This is a genomic window from Dellaglioa sp. CoH-55-MRSF-6, from assembly GCF_056782215.1.
In genome coordinates this window covers 1-22853 of sequence record NZ_JBXAYJ010000009.1, presented here as the reverse complement: position 1 = coordinate 22853, position 22853 = coordinate 1, and the positions used below count along the sequence as shown (strand labels likewise).

The 22853-nt window shown below is 34.0% G+C and carries 20 protein-coding genes and 1 riboswitch; of the genes, 14 read left to right on the top strand and 6 right to left on the bottom strand.

What is annotated here, in order from left to right:
• Position 1 precedes the first annotated feature (1 nt).
• The 5 genes from thiE to AC1RPK_RS07290 all read right to left on the bottom strand — a co-directional run bounded on the left by thiE (position 2) and on the right by AC1RPK_RS07290 (position 5103).
• Positions 2-661 carry a thiamine phosphate synthase gene (thiE, locus tag AC1RPK_RS07310; RefSeq protein ID WP_481761947.1) on the bottom strand — a complete coding sequence of 220 codons (660 nt, stop codon included), beginning with the start codon at positions 659-661 and terminating at the stop codon, positions 2-4.
• Positions 648-1469 (bottom strand): bifunctional hydroxymethylpyrimidine kinase/phosphomethylpyrimidine kinase, encoded by an 822-nt coding sequence (gene thiD, locus AC1RPK_RS07305; RefSeq protein ID WP_481761948.1) that lies wholly within the window; start codon positions 1467-1469, stop codon positions 648-650. The genes thiE and thiD overlap by 14 nt, the downstream gene beginning before the upstream one ends.
• The gene (thiM, locus tag AC1RPK_RS07300) at positions 1469-2266 is read right to left on the bottom strand and encodes a hydroxyethylthiazole kinase (protein WP_481761949.1); all 798 of its coding nucleotides are present in this window, start codon (positions 2264-2266) and stop codon (positions 1469-1471) included. The genes thiD and thiM overlap by 1 nt, the downstream gene beginning before the upstream one ends.
• A gap of 58 nt (positions 2267-2324) precedes the next feature.
• A riboswitch (TPP riboswitch) is annotated at positions 2325-2431 on the bottom strand.
• A gap of 77 nt (positions 2432-2508) precedes the next feature.
• Positions 2509-4446, bottom strand: a complete 1938-nt coding sequence (locus AC1RPK_RS07295; RefSeq protein ID WP_481761950.1) for an ABC-F family ATP-binding cassette domain-containing protein — start codon at positions 4444-4446, stop codon at positions 2509-2511.
• An 18-nt stretch (positions 4447-4464) separates the two neighbouring features.
• Positions 4465-5103, bottom strand: coding sequence for a CPBP family glutamic-type intramembrane protease (locus tag AC1RPK_RS07290; RefSeq protein WP_481761951.1), 639 nt, complete (start codon positions 5101-5103; stop codon positions 4465-4467).
• Between the two features lie 225 nt (positions 5104-5328).
• Here AC1RPK_RS07290 and groES point away from each other — a divergent pair, with 225 nt between their 5' ends.
• The 4 genes from groES (at position 5329) to AC1RPK_RS07270 (ending at position 10550) form a co-directional block, all read left to right on the top strand.
• Positions 5329-5613 carry a co-chaperone GroES gene (groES, locus tag AC1RPK_RS07285; RefSeq protein WP_481761952.1) on the top strand — a complete coding sequence of 95 codons (285 nt, stop codon included), beginning with the start codon at positions 5329-5331 and terminating at the stop codon, positions 5611-5613.
• Positions 5614-5647: 34 nt separating this feature from the next.
• Positions 5648-7273 (top strand): chaperonin GroEL, encoded by a 1626-nt coding sequence (gene groL, locus AC1RPK_RS07280; RefSeq protein ID WP_481761953.1) that lies wholly within the window; start codon positions 5648-5650, stop codon positions 7271-7273.
• A 252-nt stretch (positions 7274-7525) separates the two neighbouring features.
• Positions 7526-9355, top strand: coding sequence for an APC family permease (locus AC1RPK_RS07275; protein WP_481761954.1), 1830 nt, complete (start codon positions 7526-7528; stop codon positions 9353-9355).
• Between the two features lie 109 nt (positions 9356-9464).
• Positions 9465-10550 (top strand): glycosyltransferase family 4 protein, encoded by a 1086-nt coding sequence (locus tag AC1RPK_RS07270; RefSeq protein WP_481761955.1) that lies wholly within the window; start codon positions 9465-9467, stop codon positions 10548-10550.
• A 36-nt stretch (positions 10551-10586) separates the two neighbouring features.
• Here AC1RPK_RS07270 and AC1RPK_RS07265 read toward each other — a convergent pair whose 3' ends face one another.
• Positions 10587-11222 carry a YigZ family protein gene (locus AC1RPK_RS07265; protein ID WP_481761956.1) on the bottom strand — a complete coding sequence of 212 codons (636 nt, stop codon included), beginning with the start codon at positions 11220-11222 and terminating at the stop codon, positions 10587-10589.
• A gap of 48 nt (positions 11223-11270) precedes the next feature.
• Here AC1RPK_RS07265 and AC1RPK_RS07260 point away from each other — a divergent pair, with 48 nt between their 5' ends.
• The 10 genes from AC1RPK_RS07260 (at position 11271) to AC1RPK_RS07215 (ending at position 22757) form a co-directional block, all read left to right on the top strand.
• Entirely contained in the window at positions 11271-12599 is a 1329-nt protein-coding gene (locus AC1RPK_RS07260) for an ATP-dependent helicase ComFA (protein ID WP_481761957.1), read from the top strand.
• Between the two features lie 116 nt (positions 12600-12715).
• A complete protein-coding gene (locus AC1RPK_RS07255) occupies positions 12716-13276 on the top strand; it encodes a ComF family protein (protein WP_481761958.1) in 561 nt (186 codons plus the stop codon).
• 205 nt (positions 13277-13481) lie between these two features.
• A complete protein-coding gene (hpf, locus tag AC1RPK_RS07250; protein WP_409021489.1) occupies positions 13482-14042 on the top strand; it encodes a ribosome hibernation-promoting factor, HPF/YfiA family in 561 nt (186 codons plus the stop codon).
• A gap of 153 nt (positions 14043-14195) precedes the next feature.
• Positions 14196-16559 carry a preprotein translocase subunit SecA gene (gene secA / locus AC1RPK_RS07245; protein ID WP_481761959.1) on the top strand — a complete coding sequence of 788 codons (2364 nt, stop codon included), beginning with the start codon at positions 14196-14198 and terminating at the stop codon, positions 16557-16559.
• 94 nt (positions 16560-16653) lie between these two features.
• Positions 16654-17770, top strand: a protein-coding gene (gene prfB, locus AC1RPK_RS07240) for a peptide chain release factor 2 (RefSeq protein WP_481761960.1) whose coding sequence is annotated in 2 segments (ribosomal slippage) — positions 16654-16725 and positions 16727-17770 — 1116 coding nt in all. Because the reading frame shifts where the segments join, the coding sequence is not laid out codon by codon here.
• A 96-nt stretch (positions 17771-17866) separates the two neighbouring features.
• A complete protein-coding gene (gene ftsE / locus AC1RPK_RS07235) occupies positions 17867-18562 on the top strand; it encodes a cell division ATP-binding protein FtsE (RefSeq protein ID WP_481761961.1) in 696 nt (231 codons plus the stop codon).
• Positions 18543-19430, top strand: a complete 888-nt coding sequence (gene ftsX, locus AC1RPK_RS07230) for a permease-like cell division protein FtsX (protein WP_481761962.1) — start codon at positions 18543-18545, stop codon at positions 19428-19430. The genes ftsE and ftsX overlap by 20 nt, the downstream gene beginning before the upstream one ends.
• A 130-nt stretch (positions 19431-19560) precedes the next feature.
• Positions 19561-20697: a PDZ domain-containing protein gene (locus tag AC1RPK_RS07225; protein WP_481761963.1), complete on the top strand. Its 1137-nt coding sequence runs from the start codon at positions 19561-19563 to the stop codon at positions 20695-20697.
• A gap of 24 nt (positions 20698-20721) precedes the next feature.
• A complete protein-coding gene (locus AC1RPK_RS07220) occupies positions 20722-21423 on the top strand; it encodes a response regulator transcription factor (RefSeq protein ID WP_481761964.1) in 702 nt (233 codons plus the stop codon).
• Positions 21420-22757: a sensor histidine kinase gene (locus AC1RPK_RS07215; protein ID WP_481763302.1), complete on the top strand. Its 1338-nt coding sequence runs from the start codon at positions 21420-21422 to the stop codon at positions 22755-22757. Before AC1RPK_RS07220 ends, AC1RPK_RS07215 begins: the two co-directional genes overlap by 4 nt.
• Positions 22758-22853 lie beyond the last annotated feature (96 nt).

Genomic DNA, 22853 nt, shown 5'->3' with positions numbered 1-22853 from the left:
CTTAATCGTCCTCCAATTTAAAATAATGATTTATGGATTGAACTGTTTGTTCAATGTTCGGACTTTTAGCAATCAAGGAAATAACAGCAACTCCCGAAACAGTTGTAGTAGCCAGTTTGGCTAAATTATTTTCTGAAATACCACCAATTGCAACAATCGGGAGTTTACTAATTGATAGTAATTGATTTAAGCCAGCTATTCCGAGAGGCGCAGTCGCATCTGACTTTGATTTTGTAGGAAAGACAGGGCCACTACCAATATAAGCGATACCTGATAATTGATTGGCTTGTTTAATTTGATCGAGTGTTTGACAAGAAAGGCCAATCGCTAATTGACCCGCCGATTGATCTATCACATTTTGAATCTTTTGGTCATTTTGGCCAACGTGAATACCATCTGCTTGAATTTCAAGTGCTAAAGGTAGATCATCATCAATGAAAAAAGGAACTTGGTATTTTGTGCATAACCTCTGACATTCAATTGCGAGTGTCTTTTTTTGTATCCGGGTTAAAGGGGTTAAGAGATTTTTTTCTCTAAATTGGAAACAAGAAATGCCTGATTTTAACGCTCGTTCTAAAGTAGGTAGTAATTGATTGTCGGCGACGTCTTGAGTTCCTGCAATGAAGTAACTTGCTAACCATGATTGATTAAATGTCTTCATTTTGCGTTACCTCACGATATGCCCAATGATTTAATGGCCCGTGACCATGTCCAACGATAATACCGTTGCTAATTGTTGCTTCAACATATTTTTTAGACACTAAGATGGCCGTTTTAATATCTTGTCCTTTGGCAATTTCTGCTGCAATGCAGGCTGAGAGGGTATCACCAGTGCCATGAGTTCGAATTGTATCAATACGTTTCGAGCTCATCCAGAATGAATCGTTATCTTCTAATAATACAAAGTCATTTACGATATTTTCAGAGTTATAATGTCCGCCTTTAATGATGACGTTTTTTGCACCTAATAATTTAATCTTTTTTCCAGCTGCACTCATGTCTTCTTTTGAATTAATGGTCAAGCCAGTTATGACTTCAGCTTCTGGAATATTCGGGGTTACTACCGTGGCTAAAGGAATTAATTCTTCTTTGATTGTAACAACAGCATCCTCAGAAAGAAGTGTGGCACCGCCTTTTGCAACCATGACAGGGTCAACAATTAGGGGACCAAATTGATATTTTTTCAGATTTTTAACGACTACTTTAACGTGTTCTGAATCTGCAAGCATCCCTGTTTTGCATGCTTTAATGGCTAAATCATTTGCAATTGAGGCAAATTGTTCATTAATAATTTTAGCAGGGAGGGGAAGACTGTCTTGCACACCAAGTGTGTTTTGTGCAGTGATTGCGACGAGAACTGTTGCAGCATAGACATGCCGTTCTTGCATCGTTTTTAAGTCAGCTTGCATACCAGCGCCACCACTACTATCGGATCCAGCAATTGAAAGTGCTTGTGGAAAATCAGGCATTATAGGTCTCCTTTCATCGTTATCTGATTAGAAAGTTCATTTATCGTTATTAAATGTAGTTTATCAAGTAGGTTAACAATAAAACTACCTGGTTTTTCGGTAATTAACTCATCAGCAACAAGTTCACCAGTTGTTGCAAAGATAAGGCAGGCGATTCTTGCTGCTTCAAACTCATTATCTTTAGAGACAGCTGCAAACGCAGCAATTAAACTTGAAAGCATATCGCCTGAACCAACATGTGTTTGGAAAAGAGACGTTCCCTGTGTCACAGTTGCAACACGCTTTCCATCAGAAATATAGTCTGTAGGACCACTTAGAACAACCGTACAATTGTACCGTTTGGCTACAATTTTTGCGATTTCTGCTAAATCTGCAGAACCATTTCCTGCATCAATACCTTTTGCTTGCCATTCAACACCAGCTAATGCAGCAATTTCACCAGCATTACCGCGAATAAAATTAAAATGAAAATGCTCAAGCAAGTTTGTAATTACTTTTTGTCGGTAAGGCATGGCAACAGCAACTGGGTCTAGCACAAGTGGGATAGCTAAATCGTTTGCGATTTGACTAACCCTCTCAATGTAAGGTAATTCTGAACTTTTAAATGATCCCATATTGATTGTGGCAGCAGCAGAAATTTGTAACATTTCGGCTGCTTCTTCAATCGCACTGGGCATGATAGGGGAAGCGCCAATTGCGTTGAGTCCATTGGCAACGTCTTGAACCGTGATGTAATTAGAAATGTTGAAAATTACTGGGTTCTCTTCACGAAGTTTATCGAGTAGTTCTAATGGCATAACTTTCTCCTCTTGAGTACACAAAAACCCCACTCTTTGACAAAAAAATTGTAGAGTGGGGTCCTTCTTCACACTTTCCTACGCAAGTTTTGGCTTACAGGTTCGAAGGGATTAGGTTGAAAAAACCTATCTCAGTTCTTCTAAAGAACACCCCTAGTGTACTTATATTTTATTTTTAGATTACAACAAAAGAATAGGCTTTCATTCTTTAAATGTCAATAAATAAAAAAAAAAAAGCTAGCTTATTCTAAAGCTAAGCTAGCTTCTTCCCAATTAGTTTCTGCAGTCTCTATTGCAGTTTGAATAGATTGTAGTTCAGTTTGTAGTTCCTGAAGTTTATCTGCATCACTAAAAATAGTAGGTTGAGACATTTTTTCTTCAAGTTCTGTTTGATGAATTTCTAATTCACTTAATTCAGATTCTAAACGATCAATTTCACGTGTTAATTTACGTTGTTCCTTTTGCGTTTCTTTATTTTGTTGATAATTAGTTGTTGGTTTAACTTCAGGGACTTCTGAAGATGAGGCAATTTCAAGTGCCATTTTTTCGGCTGCGATAGCTTCTAATTCTTCTTTTTTATCAACATAATAATCGTAATCACCCATGTAGTAAGTAGAGCCTTCTTTTGAAACTTCAATAATACTTTCTGCAACTTTATTAATGAAGTAGCGGTCATGAGAAACAAGTAAGACAGTACCATCAAAGTTAGCAATCGCCTTTTCAAGGACTTCCTTACTATCAATGTCTAAATGGTTAGTGGGTTCATCAAAGATTAGGAAGTTATCTTTGTCCATTGCAAGTTTGGTCAAAGCAAGACGCGCTTTTTCACCACCACTTAAATTTGAGACACGTTTCAAAACGTCATCCCCAGAAAATAGAAATCCACCTAATAATGATCGAATATCTGTTTCAGGAGTTGAAGGATGATCATTCCAGAGTTCATCTAAAACAGTATTTTTATCTGTTAATTGATTTTGCTCCTGATCGTAGTAGCCAACATGAACATTAGCGCCAAGGAATGCTTCACCACGAATAAATGGAATTTGGCCTAAGATACTTTTAAGTAAGGTTGATTTTCCCACACCATTCGGGCCAACAATAGCTTGAACTTGATGCTTATGTAAATCAATTGAAACGGGTTCAGATAACACTTTATTATCGTAACCAACAGCTGCCCCGGCAACAGTTAAAACGATATTACCACTCTCATCTGCAGATTTAAAACTAAAACGAGGGGCTTTTTCGTCACCTTCTGGTCGGTCAAGTTTATCTAATTTTTCGAGTTGTTTACGACGACTTTGCGCTCGTTTTGTTGTTGAGGCTCGAACAATGTTTTTATTAACAAAATCTTCGAGTTTTTCAATCTTATCTTGTTGTTTTTCGAAAACTTTCCATTCTTGTTTTAAATTAGCTTCTTTTTTTACAATAAATTGGGAGTAGTTGCCATTGTAGTGAGTCGTTTCATTATGGCTCATATCATAAACTTCTGTCACAATTTTATCTAAGAAGTAACGATCATGAGAGACAATTAAGAGTGCCCCTGTATAAGTCTTCAAATAGCCTTCTAACCAAGTTAGTGTCTCAATATCTAAGTGGTTAGTTGGTTCATCTAAAATTAATAAATCACGTTTTTCTAAAAGTAATTTTGCTAAGGCTAAACGTGTTTTTTGACCACCAGAGAGAGTCCTAATATCGCGATTGAAATCTTCTTCATAAAATCTAAAACCATGTAAAACAGAACGGATTTCTGATTCATAACCATAGCCATTTTTTTCACTGAAATCATGTGAAACTTGATCATAGGTTGATAATAGTTTTTCAAATTTTTCAGAATCTTCTGCATTTTTAGGATCAGCAATTTGGGCTTCTAATGTATGAATTTGGATTTCCATTTTTTTTAAATAATCAAAAACACGACTCATTTCGTCCCAAATCGAACGTTCTGAAGTAACAGTTGTTGTTTGTGCTAAGTAACCGATGGTCATGCCTTTATGTTTAATGATTTGACCAGCATCAGTAGCCTCTTGATCAATAATCATTTTAATTAATGTTGATTTTCCAGCACCATTTCGACCAACTAGGGCTATCCTAGCATCGTCTTTGATATCCATATTTGCATTTTCAAAAAGAACATCTGCGCCAAAATAGCGAGCTGCTTGTTGTACTTGTAACAGAATCAAAATAATTCCACCTTTCTTTTAAAGTGACGATTGAATAATTAATACTAGACTATTCATAAGAATATGAGCAATCATTGACGTTTTGATGTCACCTGTTCGTTTGTAGAGGTAACAGAAAAGTAATCCAATTAAAAAGTAGATAGCTAAATGGCCATCATTATGTGCCAAACTAAATAATAAACTAGAAAGAATTGCGGCAGAAATAGGTGATATGAAACTTGCTAAATTGCCAAAAAAGACTTTTCTAAAAACGAGTTCCTCCATAATGGGAGCACCAAGTGAGACTGCCAACATATAATAAGGATATTTTGTAAAAATAGTCATAATTTCATTTGTATTTTGTGAGGGTACGGTCGTTTTTAAAATGGTGAATGAAATTAATTGAATAACTGTTTGGATTACTAACGTTAGAACGAATCCAAGAATACCCCACGAAATAATTTGTGACCATTTAGAGGAACCATCTATTGTATTTCTAGCACTGAAGTAATGATTTAACCAAATTAACAATATTGCTCCTAAAACATAATCAGCCGTCATTACTGGATAGATAACTGATTTTAAAGAAAATAGTTGATTCAGAATTGTTGGTAAAATAAAGATAACGAGGTAGCCTAATAAAATAGCGATTGAATTTTTACTAGTTGATTTTGACATGAGAACTCCTTTAACTGTAATTAGATAGTCGTGCATTTTTCTAGTGAATAAATTTGTATGATAAGTATAGCATAATTGACTAGATAGCGAATTCAATTCATATTAAAAATTCTATTAAATAAGAGCTGAAATGCTTGCAATTGTTTGAAAAATTGATTATAGTTAATTTTGTGATTAGCACTTAGGAAGATAGAGTGCTAAATAAAAGTGTTGGAGGGATAGAACGTGTTAAAACCATTAGCAGATCGTGTTATTTTAGAAGTAACAAAAGAAGAAGAAACAACAGTAGGCGGGATCGTCTTAGCAAGTAACGTACAAGAAAAACCACAAACAGGAAAAATTGTTGCAGTTGGTGATGGCCGTACGATGGATAACGGTGAAAAAATTGCTGTTGCTGTTAACGTTGGAGAGACCGTTTTATTTGATAAGTATGCTGGCTCAGAAGTTTCATTCGAAGGTAAAGACTACTTAATTGTTCATGAAAAAGATATCGTTGCAACAGTAGACTAATATAAATTTAAATTAAAGATGAGGTGGATTAATTATGTCAAAGGAATTAAAATTTTCTGAAGATGCTCGTTCAGCAATGCTTAGAGGTGTTGACCAATTAGCCAATACCGTTAAATCAACTTTAGGACCAAAAGGCCGTAATGTTGTTTTAGAAGAATCATATGGCTCACCAATTATTACAAATGATGGTGTAACAATTGCTCGTGCGATTGAATTAGAAGACCATTTTGAAAATATGGGTGCTAAATTAGTATCAGAAGTTGCTTCAAAAACGAATGATATAGCTGGTGATGGAACGACAACTGCTACTGTTTTAACACAAGCTATCGTCACTGAAGGTATGAAGAATGTGACAGCAGGTGCTAACCCTGTTGGGATTCGTCGTGGTATCGAAACTGCTACAAAAGCAGCCGTTGCTGAATTACATGAATTATCACACAAAGTTGAAACAAAAGAAGATATTGCTCAAATTGCTTCTGTATCTTCAGCTAATGAAGAAATTGGTGCTTTAATTGCTGACGCTATGGAAAAAGTTGGTAATGATGGCGTTATTACAATTGAAGAATCAAAAAGCATCGATACATCATTAGATGTCGTTGAAGGGATGCAATTTGATCGAGGTTACTTGTCACAATATATGGTAACTGATAACGATAAAATGGAAGCTAACTTAGAGACACCATATATTTTAGTAACGGATAAGAAAATTTCTAATATTCAAGAAGTCTTACCATTATTACAATCTATTGTGGAACAAGGTCGCCCATTGTTAATCATCGCCGATGATGTTGATGGGGAAGCTTTACCAACATTAGTATTGAATAAAATTCGTGGTACATTTAACGTTGTTGCAGTCAAAGCACCTGGATTTGGTGATCGTCGTAAAGCGATGCTTGAAGATATTGCCATCGTTACTGGTGCAACAGTGATTACTGATGAACTTGGTTTACAATTGAAGGATACAACAATTGAACAATTAGGTTCAGCTGGTAAAGTTAATATTACAAAAGAAAACACAGTTATTGTTGAAGGTTCTGGTGATAAAGCTAAAATTACAGAACGTGTTGGTTTGATTAAAAAACAAATCGATGAAACGACGTCTGAATTTGATCGTGAAAAATTACAAGAACGTTTGGCAAAATTATCTGGTGGGGTTGCTGTCATCAAAGTTGGTGCTGCAACTGAAACAGAATTAAAAGAACGCAAATACCGTATTGAAGATGCTTTGAATGCGACACGCGCTGCTGTCGAAGAAGGATTCGTTGCCGGTGGTGGTACTGCATTTGTTAACGTTATTAGTAAAGTTGCTGCACTTGAAGCAGTTGGCGATGAATTAACGGGTATCAAGATTGTTCAACGTGCTTTGGAAGAACCAGTACGCCAAATTGCAAAGAATGCTGGACTTGAGGGTTCAGTTATTGTTGAAAAACTAAAATCAGAAAAACCTGGTATTGGTTTTAACGCAGCAACAAATGAATGGCAAGATATGATTGAAGTTGGGATTGTTGATCCAACTAAAGTGACACGCTCAGCATTGCAAAATGCAGCTAGTGTCTCAGCCTTATTATTAACAACTGAAGCAGTTGTTGCAGATAAACCAGAACCAGTATCTGCAGCTGATCCACAACAAATGCCTGGTGGTATGGGCGGTATGATGTAACCCATTTGTCATAAAAAATGATGAAAATTTAAGAGCTATTAATCCGTGTTATTCTGGGATTAGTAGCTCTTTTTTTATGCTGAAAATAAAGTTTGTTTGCAGTATTGTATATTTAAAAATAAACGAGTAAAATAGAGTGAATTCGGTGAATAGAAATTAGTAATTAAAATAACTATTCAGTAAAATAAATGCGCTGTTTTGGCATCATTTATGAATGGATTTTTAAATATAGAACATAAGGGGTAAAGAGAAATGCGTCGTTATTTAAAGAGACTTTTAATTGGGAAGCCATTAAAATCTTCTGAAGAAGGAGATCAACAATTATCAAAATTTAAGGCATTAGCGCTCTTATCGTCAGATGCACTCTCATCTGTGGCGTATGGTACGGAACAAATTGTTACCGTTTTAGTGGGCTTTTCAGCAATGGCAATCTGGTATTCATTACCAATTGCATTGTTAGTCTTAGTTTTATTGGCTTCAATTACAATTTCGTATCGCCAAATTATCCATGCTTATCCTAAGGGTGGAGGCGCGTATGTTGTCTCAAGTAAAAACTTAGGTAAAAATGCTGGATTAATTTCTGGTGGATCGCTTTTAATTGATTATATGTTGACAGTAGCGGTTAGTGTTTCCGCAGGGACTGAGGCATTGATTTCTGCGGTACCTTCGTTATATGGACATCAAGTAGCAATCTCAGTGGTTATTATTATTTTGGTAATGGCAATGAACTTACGAGGCTTGCGGGAATCAGCTTCATTCTTAACTATTCCTGTTTATCTTTTCGTGGTTATGATTATATTGATGTTACTAGTTGGTGGTTATAATATTATGACAGGTCAAGTACCTTACCACGCAACAGCTGCTGTGGGTACGGCCGTTCCTGGAATTACACTAGCCTTACTTTTGAAAGCATTCTCATCGGGATCATCTTCATTAACTGGTGTTGAAGCAATTAGTAATGCAGTGCCTTTCTTCAAAAAACCACATGCTAAAAATGCTGCTGCTACTTTAACAATTATGGCGACGCTTTTGGCAGTCTTCTTTGGTGGAATAACATTCTTAAACTATTGGTATGGCATTATTCCTACTGAAAAAGTAACTGTTCTTTCACAAATTGCACAAACAACATTTGGACAAGGTATTTTGTATTACGTTTTCCAATTTTCAACAGTATTGATTTTAGTATTAGCTGCAAATACAGGTTTCTCGGCATTTCCAATTTTAGCGTTTAATTTAGCTAAAGATAAATTTATGCCTCATTTGTATATGGATAAAGGTGATCGATTAGGCTACTCTAACGGAATTATCACGTTAGCGGCCGGATCAATTATTTTAACATTTATATTTAATGGATCAACGTCATTATTAATTCCATTATATGCGGTAGGTGTGTTTATTCCGTTTACGTTGTCTCAGACAGGGATGATTGTAAAATGGTATCATGATCGCCCAAAAGGTTGGATTATGAAAGCCTTTTACAATTTCTTAGGGGCCTTTATCTCATTTAGTATTTTGTTGATTCTCTTTAGATATCGCTTATCAACAGTATGGCCATTCTTTATTATCATGCCAGTTATGTATATTATATTCTATAAAATAAATGATCATTACAATAAAGTTGCCGAACAATTACGTTTAACAGAAGAAGCAGAAATTCATGATTACGATGGCTCCACAGTTATCGTGTTAGTTAGTTCTGTAACGCATGTTACAACGGGTGCAATTAATTATGCACGTTCAATTGGTGACTACGTAATTGCAATGCACGTTTCTTTCGATACAAATCCGGAAAAAGAACATGAAACGGAACGTGAATTTAAAGAACGTTTCCCTGGTGTTCGTTTTGTTGATTTACATTCGTCATATCGTTCAATTGCTTCACCTGTTGTGAAATTTACAGATGTTATTGCTAAGAATGCCGCTGCTCGTAACTTCACAACGACAGTCTTAGTACCACAGTTTGTTCCAAGAAAACCATGGCAAAATATTCTTCATAATCAAACGAGTTTAAGATTGAGAACGGTCTTAAATTCTCGCGAGAATATTATTGTTGCAACATATAATTATCATTTGAAAAAATAAACATTGAAAAGTATCAATTAAATTTAATTGATACTTTTTTTGTATTTATTTAACAACGTGGTATAGTTAAGACTACTATGACAGAATATTTTTAAGGAGAGATATCAAAATGTTTCCAATTATCGTAGCATTTTTCGCAACAGCGCTTATCTCCGCGTTGCTAACTCCCGTTATTAGACTATTTTCAATTAAAATTGGAGCAGTCGATGTTCCAAATAATAGACGAGTAAATAAGGTTTCAATGCCTACAATGGGTGGATTAGCCATTTTTATAGCTTTTAACTTTACGAATTTTTTTATTTTAAAAAATCAATATCCAATAAAAATGTTAGTGACACTGTTTGTTGCTGAATTGGTAATTATTATCACCGGTGTTTTAGATGATAAGTTTGAATTAAAACCACGCCAAAAGATGTTTGGCATCACAGTTGCCGCCTTGATCGTCTACTTTTTTTCAAATATGCGAATGACGACATTCACTTTACCTTATTTTGGTATTATTAATTTAGGATGGATGAGTTTCCCTATTACAATTATTTGGATTTTAGCTATTACAAATGCTATTAATTTAATAGACGGATTAGATGGCTTAGCAACTGGGGTTTCCATTATTGATTTATTTACAAGTGGTTTGGTAGGCTATTTCTTTTTAGTTAATACAAATAGTTATATTGCAATTATGATGTTTACGCTGGTTGCTGCTCTGATTGGATTTTTGCCATATAATTTCTTTCCAGCTAGAATCTACTTAGGGGATACAGGCGCGTTATTTATTGGATTTATGATTTCAGTATTCTCTTTATCTGGACTTAAAAATGCAACTTTTATTTCTATTATTGTGCCTGTTTTAATATTGGGTGTACCAATTACGGATACTGTTTATGCAATGTTACGCCGGATTTTAAATAAAAAGCCTATCTCTCAAGCAGACAAACATCATTTACATCATCGTTTGATGCAAATGGGGTTAACGCATCGACAGACAGTATTAGTTATATATGGCATTGCGTTAATTTTTTCATTTATTTCATTACTTTATCCAATATCATCAATTTGGGGTTCAATACTAATGTCAGTTGCGACATTAGTGGGACTAGAACTATTCGTAGAGTCCATCGGATTAGTTGGATCTAAACGAAAGCCACTGCTAAATTGGATTAAAAGAATTGTTAAAACGATGACTTCAAAAAAATAGATAGTAAAAAGGATGTCCAGTAATTGGGCATCCTTTTTACTTAACTTGAATTTCATTATATAAATCTTGGCCTAATTTAAAAGTTATTTGGTTATTGAGTAGGTTGATTAGTTGATCTTGTAAGGTTAATATCAAATTTTTATCAACTGCTAAAGTTATTTCTACTGTTTCAAGATAGGTTGTGTGTTGGATTATAATTGAATTTTTTTCAAGATAATTTTCAAGTTTTCCAACATTTTGGTAAGCAATTTGGCAAATAAGTTCGGTTTGTAAAATACGTTCAACGATACCAATTTGTTCAATCGTCTGCGAAGCAGCATTACTATAAGCACGGATTAAACCACCAGCACCTAGCTTAATACCACCAAACTTTCGACTAACAACGATACAAATATTTTTAAGCTGATTTTTTTTAATAACTTCTAGAATGGGAACACCAGCCGTTCCAGAGGGTTCACCATCATCGCTTTGACGTTGGATTTCAGACTCAGTACCAAATGTGTATGCAAAACAGTGATGTCTTGCTTTAGGTTCTAATTTCTTGACTGATTCAATAAAAGCAACTGCATCAGATTCTGTCGCGATTCGAGTGACACGACAAATGAAGGAAGACTTCTTTTCAATTAATGTGGCTAAACCAGATTCTTTAATTGTTAAATAATTTTTTGACATAATTAAGGTTCCTTTGCGTATTTAAACTTATTGAAGGGATTGAGGAGAATGACACTTTCAAGTTTGTATGGTCGTTTAATAACTGATTCAGAAATTGACGAAACTATTAATTTAGATGAACTTACGTCGTACCCAGGAATTAGTATTGAAGATAAACAATTAATCTGTCGCAGATGCCTTTCACAACTTAATTTAAAGGAAAATAAATTACAAGGTGACCGGTACTATTGTTCATACTGTATGATATTAGGACGTATTTCAACTACGACTACACTTTATACTATACCTGAACCCAACTTGTTTTCAACTCAAAAAGGGAGTCCATTGACGTGGAATGGAGAATTAACGACTAGCCAAGAAATATGTGCTAATGAAGTGAAACAAATTTTTAAAAATTCGGGTGCCCGGCATTTACTGTGGGCGGTAACCGGCGCTGGTAAAACAGAAATGCTATTCAAAGGTATTGAAGCTGCTATTATGGATGGTAAGCGCATCTGTTTAGCATCACCACGGGTCGATGTTTGTATTGAATTATTTCCGAGATTGCAGGCAGCATTTCAAAATATTGATATTTGTTTGCTGCACGGAAAGACAACGGAACCATACCGTTATACCCAACTAGTCATCTGTACAACACATCAATTGTTAAGATTTCATAAAGCGTTTGACGTTATGATAGTTGATGAGGTAGATGCCTTTCCATATGCACAGAATCAATTACTGCTTCAAGCAACAACACAAGCAACTAAACAAAAAGGGGCAAGTTTATTTTTAACGGCAACCCCAAGTGAGGATCTGTTAAAGGAGGTTCGCTTAAAACAATTAACGGTTAGTTATTTACCAATACGCTTTCATGGTCAATTATTGCCTGAAATTAAAATTAAATTTGAAAAAGCGTGGGAAAAGAATTTAAAAAAAGGACGTTTACCCAAAAAATTAACACTGAAAATGACAGAGTGGCTAAAACGTAAGGATCCATTTTTAATTTTTGTGCCGAAAATTTGGTTATTGGAACCAGTAATGGAAGCATTTAAAAAGAAGTTTCCTAATTTAAAGGGGGACACTGTTTATTCTGAAGATCCAGATAGACTAGATAAAGTTAAGGCAATTAGAACAGGCGAACTACGGTATCTAATCACAACAACAATTTTAGAACGTGGTGTGACATTTGCTAATCTGGATGTTTTTGTTCTGGGTGCAGATGATAAAACTTTTTCAACGGCAGCGTTAGTTCAGATTGCTGGCAGAGTGGGACGTAATGTCAATCGTCCGTTTGGTGACGTTATCTTTTTATGTTGTGACTACACGATTTCAATAAAAAAGGCAGTTGGACAAATAAAAACGATGAATCGTAAAGCAAGGAAATTAAAGATATGAGAAACTGTCAGATTTGTCATAATACATTTAGTCAAAAATTAACGCTAGCATTTATATTATCGACTAAACCTTATGAAAAAAAGATAGTTTGTAAGAGATGCCAGGAGCAGTTACGATTGATTAATACTCAGTTAGCCTGTAGAGGATGCGGTCGAGAACAAAATAGGCCACAATTATGTGCGGATTGTAAGAAATGGCAACTTATTTATCCTAATTTAAATTTTCAGAATCAAGCGTTGTACATTTATAATGATTTTATGAAAGATATCATTAAAAATTATAAGTTTAATGGTGATTATCAGCTGAGAACTATTTTTCAAGTACAATTAAAGCACAAAATAGAAACAATTGATTTTGATTACCTCGTGGTGATACCTGTTGATTCTGAAACGTTAAATAATCGAGGATTTAATCAAGTCTGTGGTCTTTTAGATATTAAGCATGATCATTTTTTAGTGCGAAATAATACGGTTAAAGAAAAACAATCGCATAAAAATAGGCAACAAAGGCTTGAATTAATTCAACCGTTTGAACTTAGTCCAGATTGCCCAGATTTATCGGATAAAGTTGTTTTGATTGTGGATGATATTTATACTACCGGCCGAACACTATTTTATGCCCATATTTTGTTAGCACAAAATGCTAAAAGCATTAAGAGTATTACCCTTGCAAGATAATGAACAATAGGTACAATTTTTAAATAAATTAGTATGATATATTTAAGCAAAAGTTAAAATGACTGTTAACGATTACAATGGCGTTTTAAATAGATTTGTTAAGGGATATCATTTGTAAATTTAAGTCTATTCGCTTATAATTAAATCAAGCGGTAAGGTAATTAATAGTTTCGTTACCTGCTGTAGATTGAAGGGAGAGTTTATTATGTTAAAATACAATATTCGCGGTGAAAATGTTGAAGTTACAGATGTTACTAGAGATTATGTTGAAAAGAAATTATTTAAATTAGAAAAATACTTTACTGATACATCTAATTCAACGGCCCATGTTAATTTAAAAGTTTATTCAGATAAAACGGCCAAAGTTGAAGTGACAGTTCCGATGCCTTCTCTCGTCCTTCGAGCTGAAGAAACATCACAAGATTTACTTTCAAGTGTTGATCTTGTGACTGATAAATTAGAACGTCAAATTCGCAAATATAAAACTAAAATTAATCGCCAATCAAGAGGCAAGGGAATTAAAGATATTGAAATTCGTAATGAAATTGCTGATGAAGAATCAGATTCTATTGATGAAGTAAGCAAATTTGATGTTGTTCGGACAAAGCATGTTTCTTTAAAACCAATGAATAGTGAAGAAGCTATTTTACAAATGGATATGTTGAGCCATAACTTCTTTATTTACGAAGATGCTGATACAGAGGGTATTAACATTGTTTACAAACGTAAAGATGGTCGCTATGGTTTAATTGAAGCTGAAGATTAAACTAACCTTGAAAAGCCTGTTGAGTAAGTTAACTACTCAGGGCTTTTTTGTTATTTTAGTTTAAAATTTATTGATTTAGTGATACTATAAAAAATGATATTATAATTAAAAATAATTCAATAAATGTGTTTGATATATAAGGGGAAAAGCTAAATGGCAAATGTATTAAGACAATGGGTTGAAAGTGATAATCGTGAATTAAGAAAACTAGGCAAAATAGCCGATAATATTGAAAATATGGCCGACGAGATGGCTTTATTATCTGATGATGAACTAAAAGCTAAAACACCTGCTTTTAAAGCAAGATATCAAGAAGGTGAAACGCTTGATGATCTTTTACCAGAAGCATTTGCAGTGGTACGAGAAGCCGCAAAACGTGTGTTAGGACTATACCCATTCCGTGTGCAAATGATTGGTGGAATGGTTTTAAATAATGGTGATATTGCGGAGATGAAAACTGGTGAAGGTAAAACTTTAACAGCTACTATGCCCGTTTATTTAAATGCAATTTCAGGTCTAGGTGTTCATGTTGTTACTGTTAATGAATATTTATCAAGCCGTGATGCAACAGAAATGGGCGAATTATATTCATGGTTAGGTTTAACTGTCGGATTGAATATTAACGAAAAAACAGCTGAAGAAAAGCGCGAAGCCTACGCAGCTGATATTACCTATTCAACAAATAGTGAATTAGGCTTTGATTACTTACGTGATAACATGGTTGTTTATCGTGAAGATATGGTTCAAAGACCTTTAAACTATGTTATCGTCGATGAAGTTGATTCAATTTTGATTGATGAAGCTAGAACACCGTTGATTATTTCTGGTCAAGCTGAAAAGACGACTGCCATGTATGTTCGTGCAGATCGTTTTGTTAAAACGTTAACTGAAGAAGAAGACTATAAAATTGATCTTGAATCAAAATCAATTTCATTAACCGAAGAAGGAATTCGTAAAGGTGAAAAATATTTTGGACTAGATAATTTATATGATACAGATAATACAATTTTGACTCATCATTTGGATAATGCATTACGGGCTAATTTTGTTATGCTACGTGATAAAGATTATGTTGTACAAGATGGTGAAGTTATGATTGTTGATCAATTTACTGGTCGTATTATGGAAGGTCGTCGTTATTCTGATGGTGTTCATCAAGCTATCGAGGCTAAAGAACATGTTGAAATTGAAGACGAAACTAAAACAATGGCTAACATCACTTACCAAAATTTCTTTAGAATGTACAAGAAATTATCTGGTATGACGGGTACTGCTAAAACTGAAGAAGAAGAATTCCGTGAAATTTATAATATGGAAGTTGTTCAAATTCCAACGAATAAACCTATTATTCGTGATGATAAAGCAGATTTATTGTATCCATCTTTAAATAGCAAATTTAAAGCTGTCATTGCTGATATCAAAGAACGCCATGAAGCTGGTCAACCTATGTTGATTGGTACTGTAGCAGTTGAAACGTCAGAATTATTGGCACAAATGTTAGATGATGCTGAAATTCCACATGCTGTCTTAAATGCTAAAAATCATGAACGTGAAGCTGAAATCATTTTAAATGCTGGACAACGTGGTGCTGTTACCATAGCTACGAATATGGCCGGACGTGGAACTGATATTAAATTAGGCCCTGGCGTTAAAGAAATTGGTGGATTAGCTGTTATTGGTACAGAACGCCATGAATCTCGTCGTATTGATAATCAACTTCGTGGCCGTGCTGGCCGTCAAGGGGATGATGGGATGACACAATTCTATCTTTCTTTGGAAGATGATTTGATGTTACGATTCGGTTCAGAACGTATTAAGAGCTTCTTAGAACGTATGAACATTACTGAAGATGACGCTGTTATCCAAAGTCGTATGATTACAAAACAAGTTGAATCAGCACAAAAACGTGTCGAAGGTAATAACTATGATACACGTAAAAATGTTTTACAATATGATGATGTTATGCGTGAACAACGTGAGGTTATTTATAACCAGAGACAACAAATTATTATGGAAGAAAAAACATTAAAACCTGTTATTATGCCTATGATACAACGTACTGTTAATCATATTGTTCAGATGCACACGCAAGGTGACCAAAATGAATGGAATTTACAAGCTATTGTAGATTTTGCTGTCTCTTCAATGGTTAATGAAGACAGTATCTCATTGGCAGATTTAGAAGGTAAAGATGCTAACCAAATCGAAGCCTACTTGGTCGACCGCGCTGAAAAGAACTATGAAATTAAAGAAGATCAATTAGTTGATGCAGCACAAATGCTTGAATTTGAAAAAGTGGTTGTGTTACGTGTTGTTGATGATAAATGGACAGCGCATATTGATGCAATGGATCAACTTCGTCAGTCTATTGGACTACGTGGCTACGGACAATTAAACCCTCTAGTTGAATACCAATCAGATGGATTTAGAATGTTCGAAGAAGTCGTTGGAGCAATAGAATTTGAAGTGACACGTTTATTTATGAAAGCTGAAATCAGACAAAATATTAAACGTTAATCAAAAAGTTAATCAGAGAACATTATTAAAGAGTCACTTCCGAATTCGATAGAGTTTGAAGGTGACTCTTTTTAGTAAATTAAGGAGAAAATTGATGGAATTAAGCGATTATAGGAAACAAATTAATGAAATGGAACAAAAAATAACTAACTTCAGGGGGTCTCTTTGACTTAGAGACGCTGAATGAACGTATTTCTGAAAATGAAGAACGAATGGCTAACCCAGATTTTTGGAATCACCAAGAAGAAGCACAAAAAGTTATTGACGAAAACAATCAATTAAAAGGTAAATATGATGCGTTTCATGATTTAGAGAGTAAGGTATCAGAATTACAAGTCATGCTTGAATTATTACAAGAAGAAAATGATAATGATATGCTAATAGAATTTGATGACTTGTTTAACGAGACAAAAAAAGCACTCGACAAGTATCAATTACGATTATTATTGAATGAACCTTATGATAGCAGAAATGCTATTTTAGAAATCCATCCAGGTGCAGGAGGTACCGAATCTCAGGATTGGGGATTAATGTTACTTAGAATGTATACGAGATGGGCTGAAAAAAGTGGGCTAATCGTCGAAACAGTAGATTATCAATCTGGCGATGAAGCGGGATTGAAAAGTGTGACGCTTCTTATTAAGGGAGTAAACGCGTATGGTTATCTTAAGAGTGAAAAAGGGGTGCATCGATTAGTTCGTATTTCACCTTTTGATGCTGCTGGTCGACGCCACACGTCTTTTGCATCTGTTGATGTGATGCCAGAGTTGGATGATTCAGTCGAAATAGAATTAAATCAAGATGATATCAGAATGGAAGTATTTAGATCATCCGGAGCTGGTGGACAACATATTAATAAAACATCTTCAGCAGTTAGATTAATTCATATTCCAACAGGGATAGTAACTTCGAGCCAAGCGCAGCGGTCACAATTTCAAAATAGGGCAACGGCTGAAAGTATGATGAAATCTAAGTTATATCAACTTGAAATGGAAGCAAAAGAAAAAGAACGTGCTGCCATTCAAGGTGAACAAATGGATATTGGATGGGGGTCGCAGATTCGATCATATGTGTTCCACCCATACTCAATGGTTAAGGATCATCGTTCCGATTTTGAGACTGGTAATGTTCAAGCGGTAATGGACGGTGATATAGATGGATTTATTAATGCTTATTTACAGTGGAAATTAAAAAATGAAAATCCAAGTTAAAAAATGAAACTTAATTGTAAGACTACTGCAATATAAAGGTAAATAATCATGCTATAATGAAAATGTTATGAAAATAGACACAGGAGGATTCACTGTTTGATAGAATTTAAAAATGTATTTAAACAATATTCTGATGATATTATTGCAAGCAATGATATTAATCTTCGAATTGACCAAGGTGAATTCGTATATGTGGTTGGACCTAGTGGTGCCGGAAAGTCGACATTTATAAAAATGATGTACCATGAAGAACAAGCAACATCTGGTGAAATCACAGTAAATGATTTTCATTTAGAAACGATGAAACCAAAAGAAGTACCATTTTTACGAAGAGATTTAGGAATTGTATTCCAAGATTTCAAATTATTACCTCGTTTAACAATTTTTGAAAATATTGCATACGCGTTAGAAGTTATTGAAAAAGAACCTGCAGAAATTAAAGAACGTGTTGATTACGTGCTAGATCTTGTTGATTTGTCTGACAAGGCGGATAAATTTCCGGAAGAATTATCTGGTGGTGAACAACAAAGAATTGCGATTGCACGTGCAGTTGCAAATAAACCAGAAGTCTTAATTGCTGATGAACCAACGGGGAATTTAGACCCTGAAACGTCAGATGATATTATGTCAATTTTAGAAAAAGTTAATGAACAAGGGACAACAGTTATCATGGCAACTCATAATAGTATTATTGTGAACAAATATCCACATCGTTTGTTGGCTATTGAAGATGGCCGTATTGCCCGAGATGAAGAAGGAGGAAAATACGGTTATGAAAATGAGAACGTTTAGGCGTCATTTTGGTGAAAGTATTAAGAGTTTACGTCGTAATGGATGGATGTCTGTTGCTGCTATTAGTGCTGTTACTGTAACGTTAATTTTGGTTGGGGTGTTACTTTCAATCTTAATGAACGTAAATAAATTAGCATCTGATGTTGAGAACGATGTTCAAGTCAGAGTGTTTGTTGAACGAAAGACAACAAAGAATCAACAGGCTGATTTGAAAAAGAAACTTGAAAGTTATTCAGAAGTTAAAAAAGTTACTTTTTCAAGTAAAAAGGAGCAATTACAACAAGTTGTTGGTAGTTATGGTAATGAATTTAAGTTATTTGGTGGGGATGATAATCCACTATATGATACATTTGATGTTCAAACTAAAAAACCAAAACAAACTGAGCAAATTGCAAAACGTGCTAAAAGTTTAGATTATGTAAATGATGCTAGTTTTGGGGGCACATCTGCTAAAAAACTATTTAAAGTAGTTGGTAATATCCAAAAATGGGGTATGATTATTAGTGCTTTACTCCTCTTTGTTGCAGTATTCTTAATTTCTAACACGATTAGAATCACAATTTTATCTCGAAGAAATGAGATTGGAATTATGCGTCTAGTAGGTGCGACGAATGGATTTATCAGATGGCCGTTTTTACTTGAAGGTGCATGGACTGGGCTTTTAGGTGCTATCATTCCAATTATTTTAGTTGATTTTGGCTATATTTGGATTTATAACGGTTTACAAGTTTCGTTGGCATCAACTAGTTATCAATTATTAACACCAGGAACTTTCTTGGCAGAAATTGATTTATTATTAGTGTCAATCGGGATAATTATTGGTGCTTTAGGATCGTTCGTTTCAATGCGTCGTTTCCTTAAAATTTAATTAAATTTTAAAAGACTGATTTTGCTAAATGCAAAATTCAGTCTTTTTTGTTATTATGATTATCTTTTTTGAATCATGACAAAGCATGATATAATTTGAGTACTATATATTAAAGAAAATAGGTGCATTTATGGTAACGCTTAAAATTATTGGAAACTTTTTCATGCAACCAACGCTTTGGTTAGCAATTATACTGATTTATGGTATGTATACACGAAGAATTAAAAAAGAGAGACAAGCATTTAGAACAGCTGTCGATAGTGATTTTTATGAGGGACGTCATGCAATAAAAGTAGGCTTTATTTTTAGTATTATTGGATCAATGTTACTATTTGGACTAGGTGTTATGTTGCCTATTAACTGGGTAGTTATTTATGCTATTTTTATGATTTTAGGACTACTACTATACCCAGTATTTGATGCTATCTTTCCGCTATTTATTATATCGGGACTAGTATATGGGATGACTAAATCTCAATTAAGTAATTTTGAAATATTTAAATATGAAGAATTTCACGTTGAATTTACGACAGGGATTCTACTGATAGGGACAGTCATTTTATTTATAACTGCTTGTGCGCTGTATTTATTCAGAAATAGTCCCTTATCGCCGAACACACAGTCAGGTAAACGAGGGCGAAATATATCGTCGTTTAGTATGAAGGATCTGTATCTGGTGCCACTTGTAATTCTAACACCGGGTGATCAATTCCATAGTGTACTCTCTTGGTGGCCAATTATTCATATAGCAGGTACAGAATTTAACATCATTATTTTACCATTAATTGTTGGGCTATCATTACGTATCTATAAAGAAATACCAAGAGTAGCTATCAAATTTATAAAAAAACAATACTTATATTTAGCTTTTATAGGGACAGGTTTAGCGATAATGGCTATATTTATACCAATAATGGGGATATATGGATTAATTGTTCTATTAGTTGCGTATTGTATCAGCCAATATATGATCAAACGCCATGATAATAAACAAGAAAAATGGTTTGCAGAATCCAATGAAGGAATATTAATTGTAGGGGTACGCCCAGGTACGCCAGCTTCAAAGATGGACGTAGAGGTTGGTGATGTGGTCGTTCAATGTAATGGCATTGAAGTTAGAAACGAAACCGAATTGTATGAAGCATTACAGAGTAGCTCAACGTATTGTCGATTAAAAATTAGGACATTTAGTGGAGATACAAAAATAACAGAAAGTGCGATATTTTCAGACTCACCATATGAAATAGGGTTAGTCATAATTAAATAAATTTAGTTATCAGGGGGATAAATAATGAAAAAAATTTTAGTTGTAGATGATGAACCAGCAATTGTTACGCTGTTAACGTATAATCTAGAAAATGCGAACTATGAAGTGCATGTAGCAATAGATGGGCCTAGTGCATTTAAAAAAGCAACAGAACAAAATTTTGATTTCATTATTCTCGATTTGATGCTGCCTGGTTACGATGGTATCGAAGTTACAAAAAAATTAAGACAAGAAAAAGTAAAAACGCCAATAATCATTTTAACGGCTAAAGATGATGAATTGAATAAAATAATTGGTTTAGAAATTGGTGCAGACGATTATATGACTAAACCGTTTAGTCCAAGAGAAGTAATAGCAAGAATTAAGGCTATTTTGAGACGTACTGAACATGACTCATCTAAGGATGAACAAATTGATAATGAAGTGAGAGAATTTAAAGATTTTAAAATTGATTTTTCTAACTATTCAGTTTATAAAAATGATGAAAAAGTTGCATTAACACCAAAAGAGTTCGAACTTTTAGTATATTTTATTAAACGAACAGGACGTGTGCTAAGTAGAGAAAAGTTATTGAGCGGTGTTTGGGGATACGATTATGAAGGGCAAACAAGGATGATAGATATGCATGTGAGCCATTTACGCGAAAAATTAGAAGTAGATGCTAAAAACCCCCTATATTTAAAGACAGTTCGAGGATTTGGCTATAAGTTTGAGGAGAATAAATGAAACAAAAACTAAAATGGATAATTACGACGTTAATCTTGTTGCTAAATTTAACATTTAGTATGACACTTCTATGGGATGTATCCGGGAAACTTTTTAGTAAGAATAGTATTATTGGAGTAAGTGTGTTGAGTTTGATTGAAATAGCTATACTTTATAAAATAGCATCTAAAGCAGGTGCTGAGTCCGAATTAATGGCTAATATATTGAATAGTTTAGTCAATAAAGGAGATTCTTATCATGTATTACTAGATACAGATAGTCCCAATTTTGAATTATCGAAAGCCATTAATCGTGTTGAAAGTTATCAAAAGAAAAGAAATATTCACTATCAGGTACAAAATAATAACTATCTAAAATTAATTGAACATTTGACAGTTGGGGTTATGCAAATTGATCATAAAAGACAAGTACTAGTCGTAAATGATATGATTTCTAAATTATTAGGCCAACAGATAGAAAGTAAGCAACATTCATATATTGATGATATTAAAACATACAAATTGAGTGGACTAATTGAAAAAGCCATTAAAACACAAGATAAGCAAAGAGATGAAGTTGAAATTGCCAATACAAACAGAGTGGTTGATGCAACGGTCGTCTATATAGCAAATAACAATGTAGAATTTCAAGTAATCGTAATTTTATATGATATAACTGAGCTGAAATTATTAGAGAAAATGCAAAATGAATTTGTCGGAAATGTGAGTCATGAATTGAAAACACCAGTAACAGCAATTAAAGGATTTGCTGAAACTCTTTTAGAAGAATCTGTTGATTCAAGTACAACTAACAAATTTTTAAATATTATTTATGACGAAAGTGAAAAATTAGAAGTATTAATTCAAGAGATATTAAAATTAGCAAAAGGGCAAAAACCCAAAGAAAATATTTCGAGTTTCAATTTAGATGCTATGATAAATTATGAGTTAGATTTATTAAGTAGTACTATTAAAAGTAAAAATTTAATAGTAGACAAGAGAATAACAAAAGATCTTTATGTAAAGTTTGATAAAAATAAGATAGCCACTATCTTAGGTAATTTATTGCAAAACGCTGTTAAATATAATGTTGATAATGGGCGTATGGTAGTTGAAGTAGGCAAAATAAAGACAAGATTTTTTATAGCAGTATCAGATACTGGTATTGGTATTTCAAATCAAGACAAAAAAAGAATATTTGAACGTTTCTATAGAGTAGATCCGTCTAGAAATAAACAAATAGAAGGTAATGGGCTTGGCCTCGCTATTGTGCAGGAACTAGTGACATCAATGGGTGGAGAGATTAGTGTGAAAGATTCGAATGATAAGGGGACTGAAATTACGATTTATTTGTAATATTAAGAGATATTCACATAAATAGACTTGACCAAGAAAAAGAAAGCTGATATATTTAATAAGTGCTATTGAGGCGATAATGAATATCGCAAATAA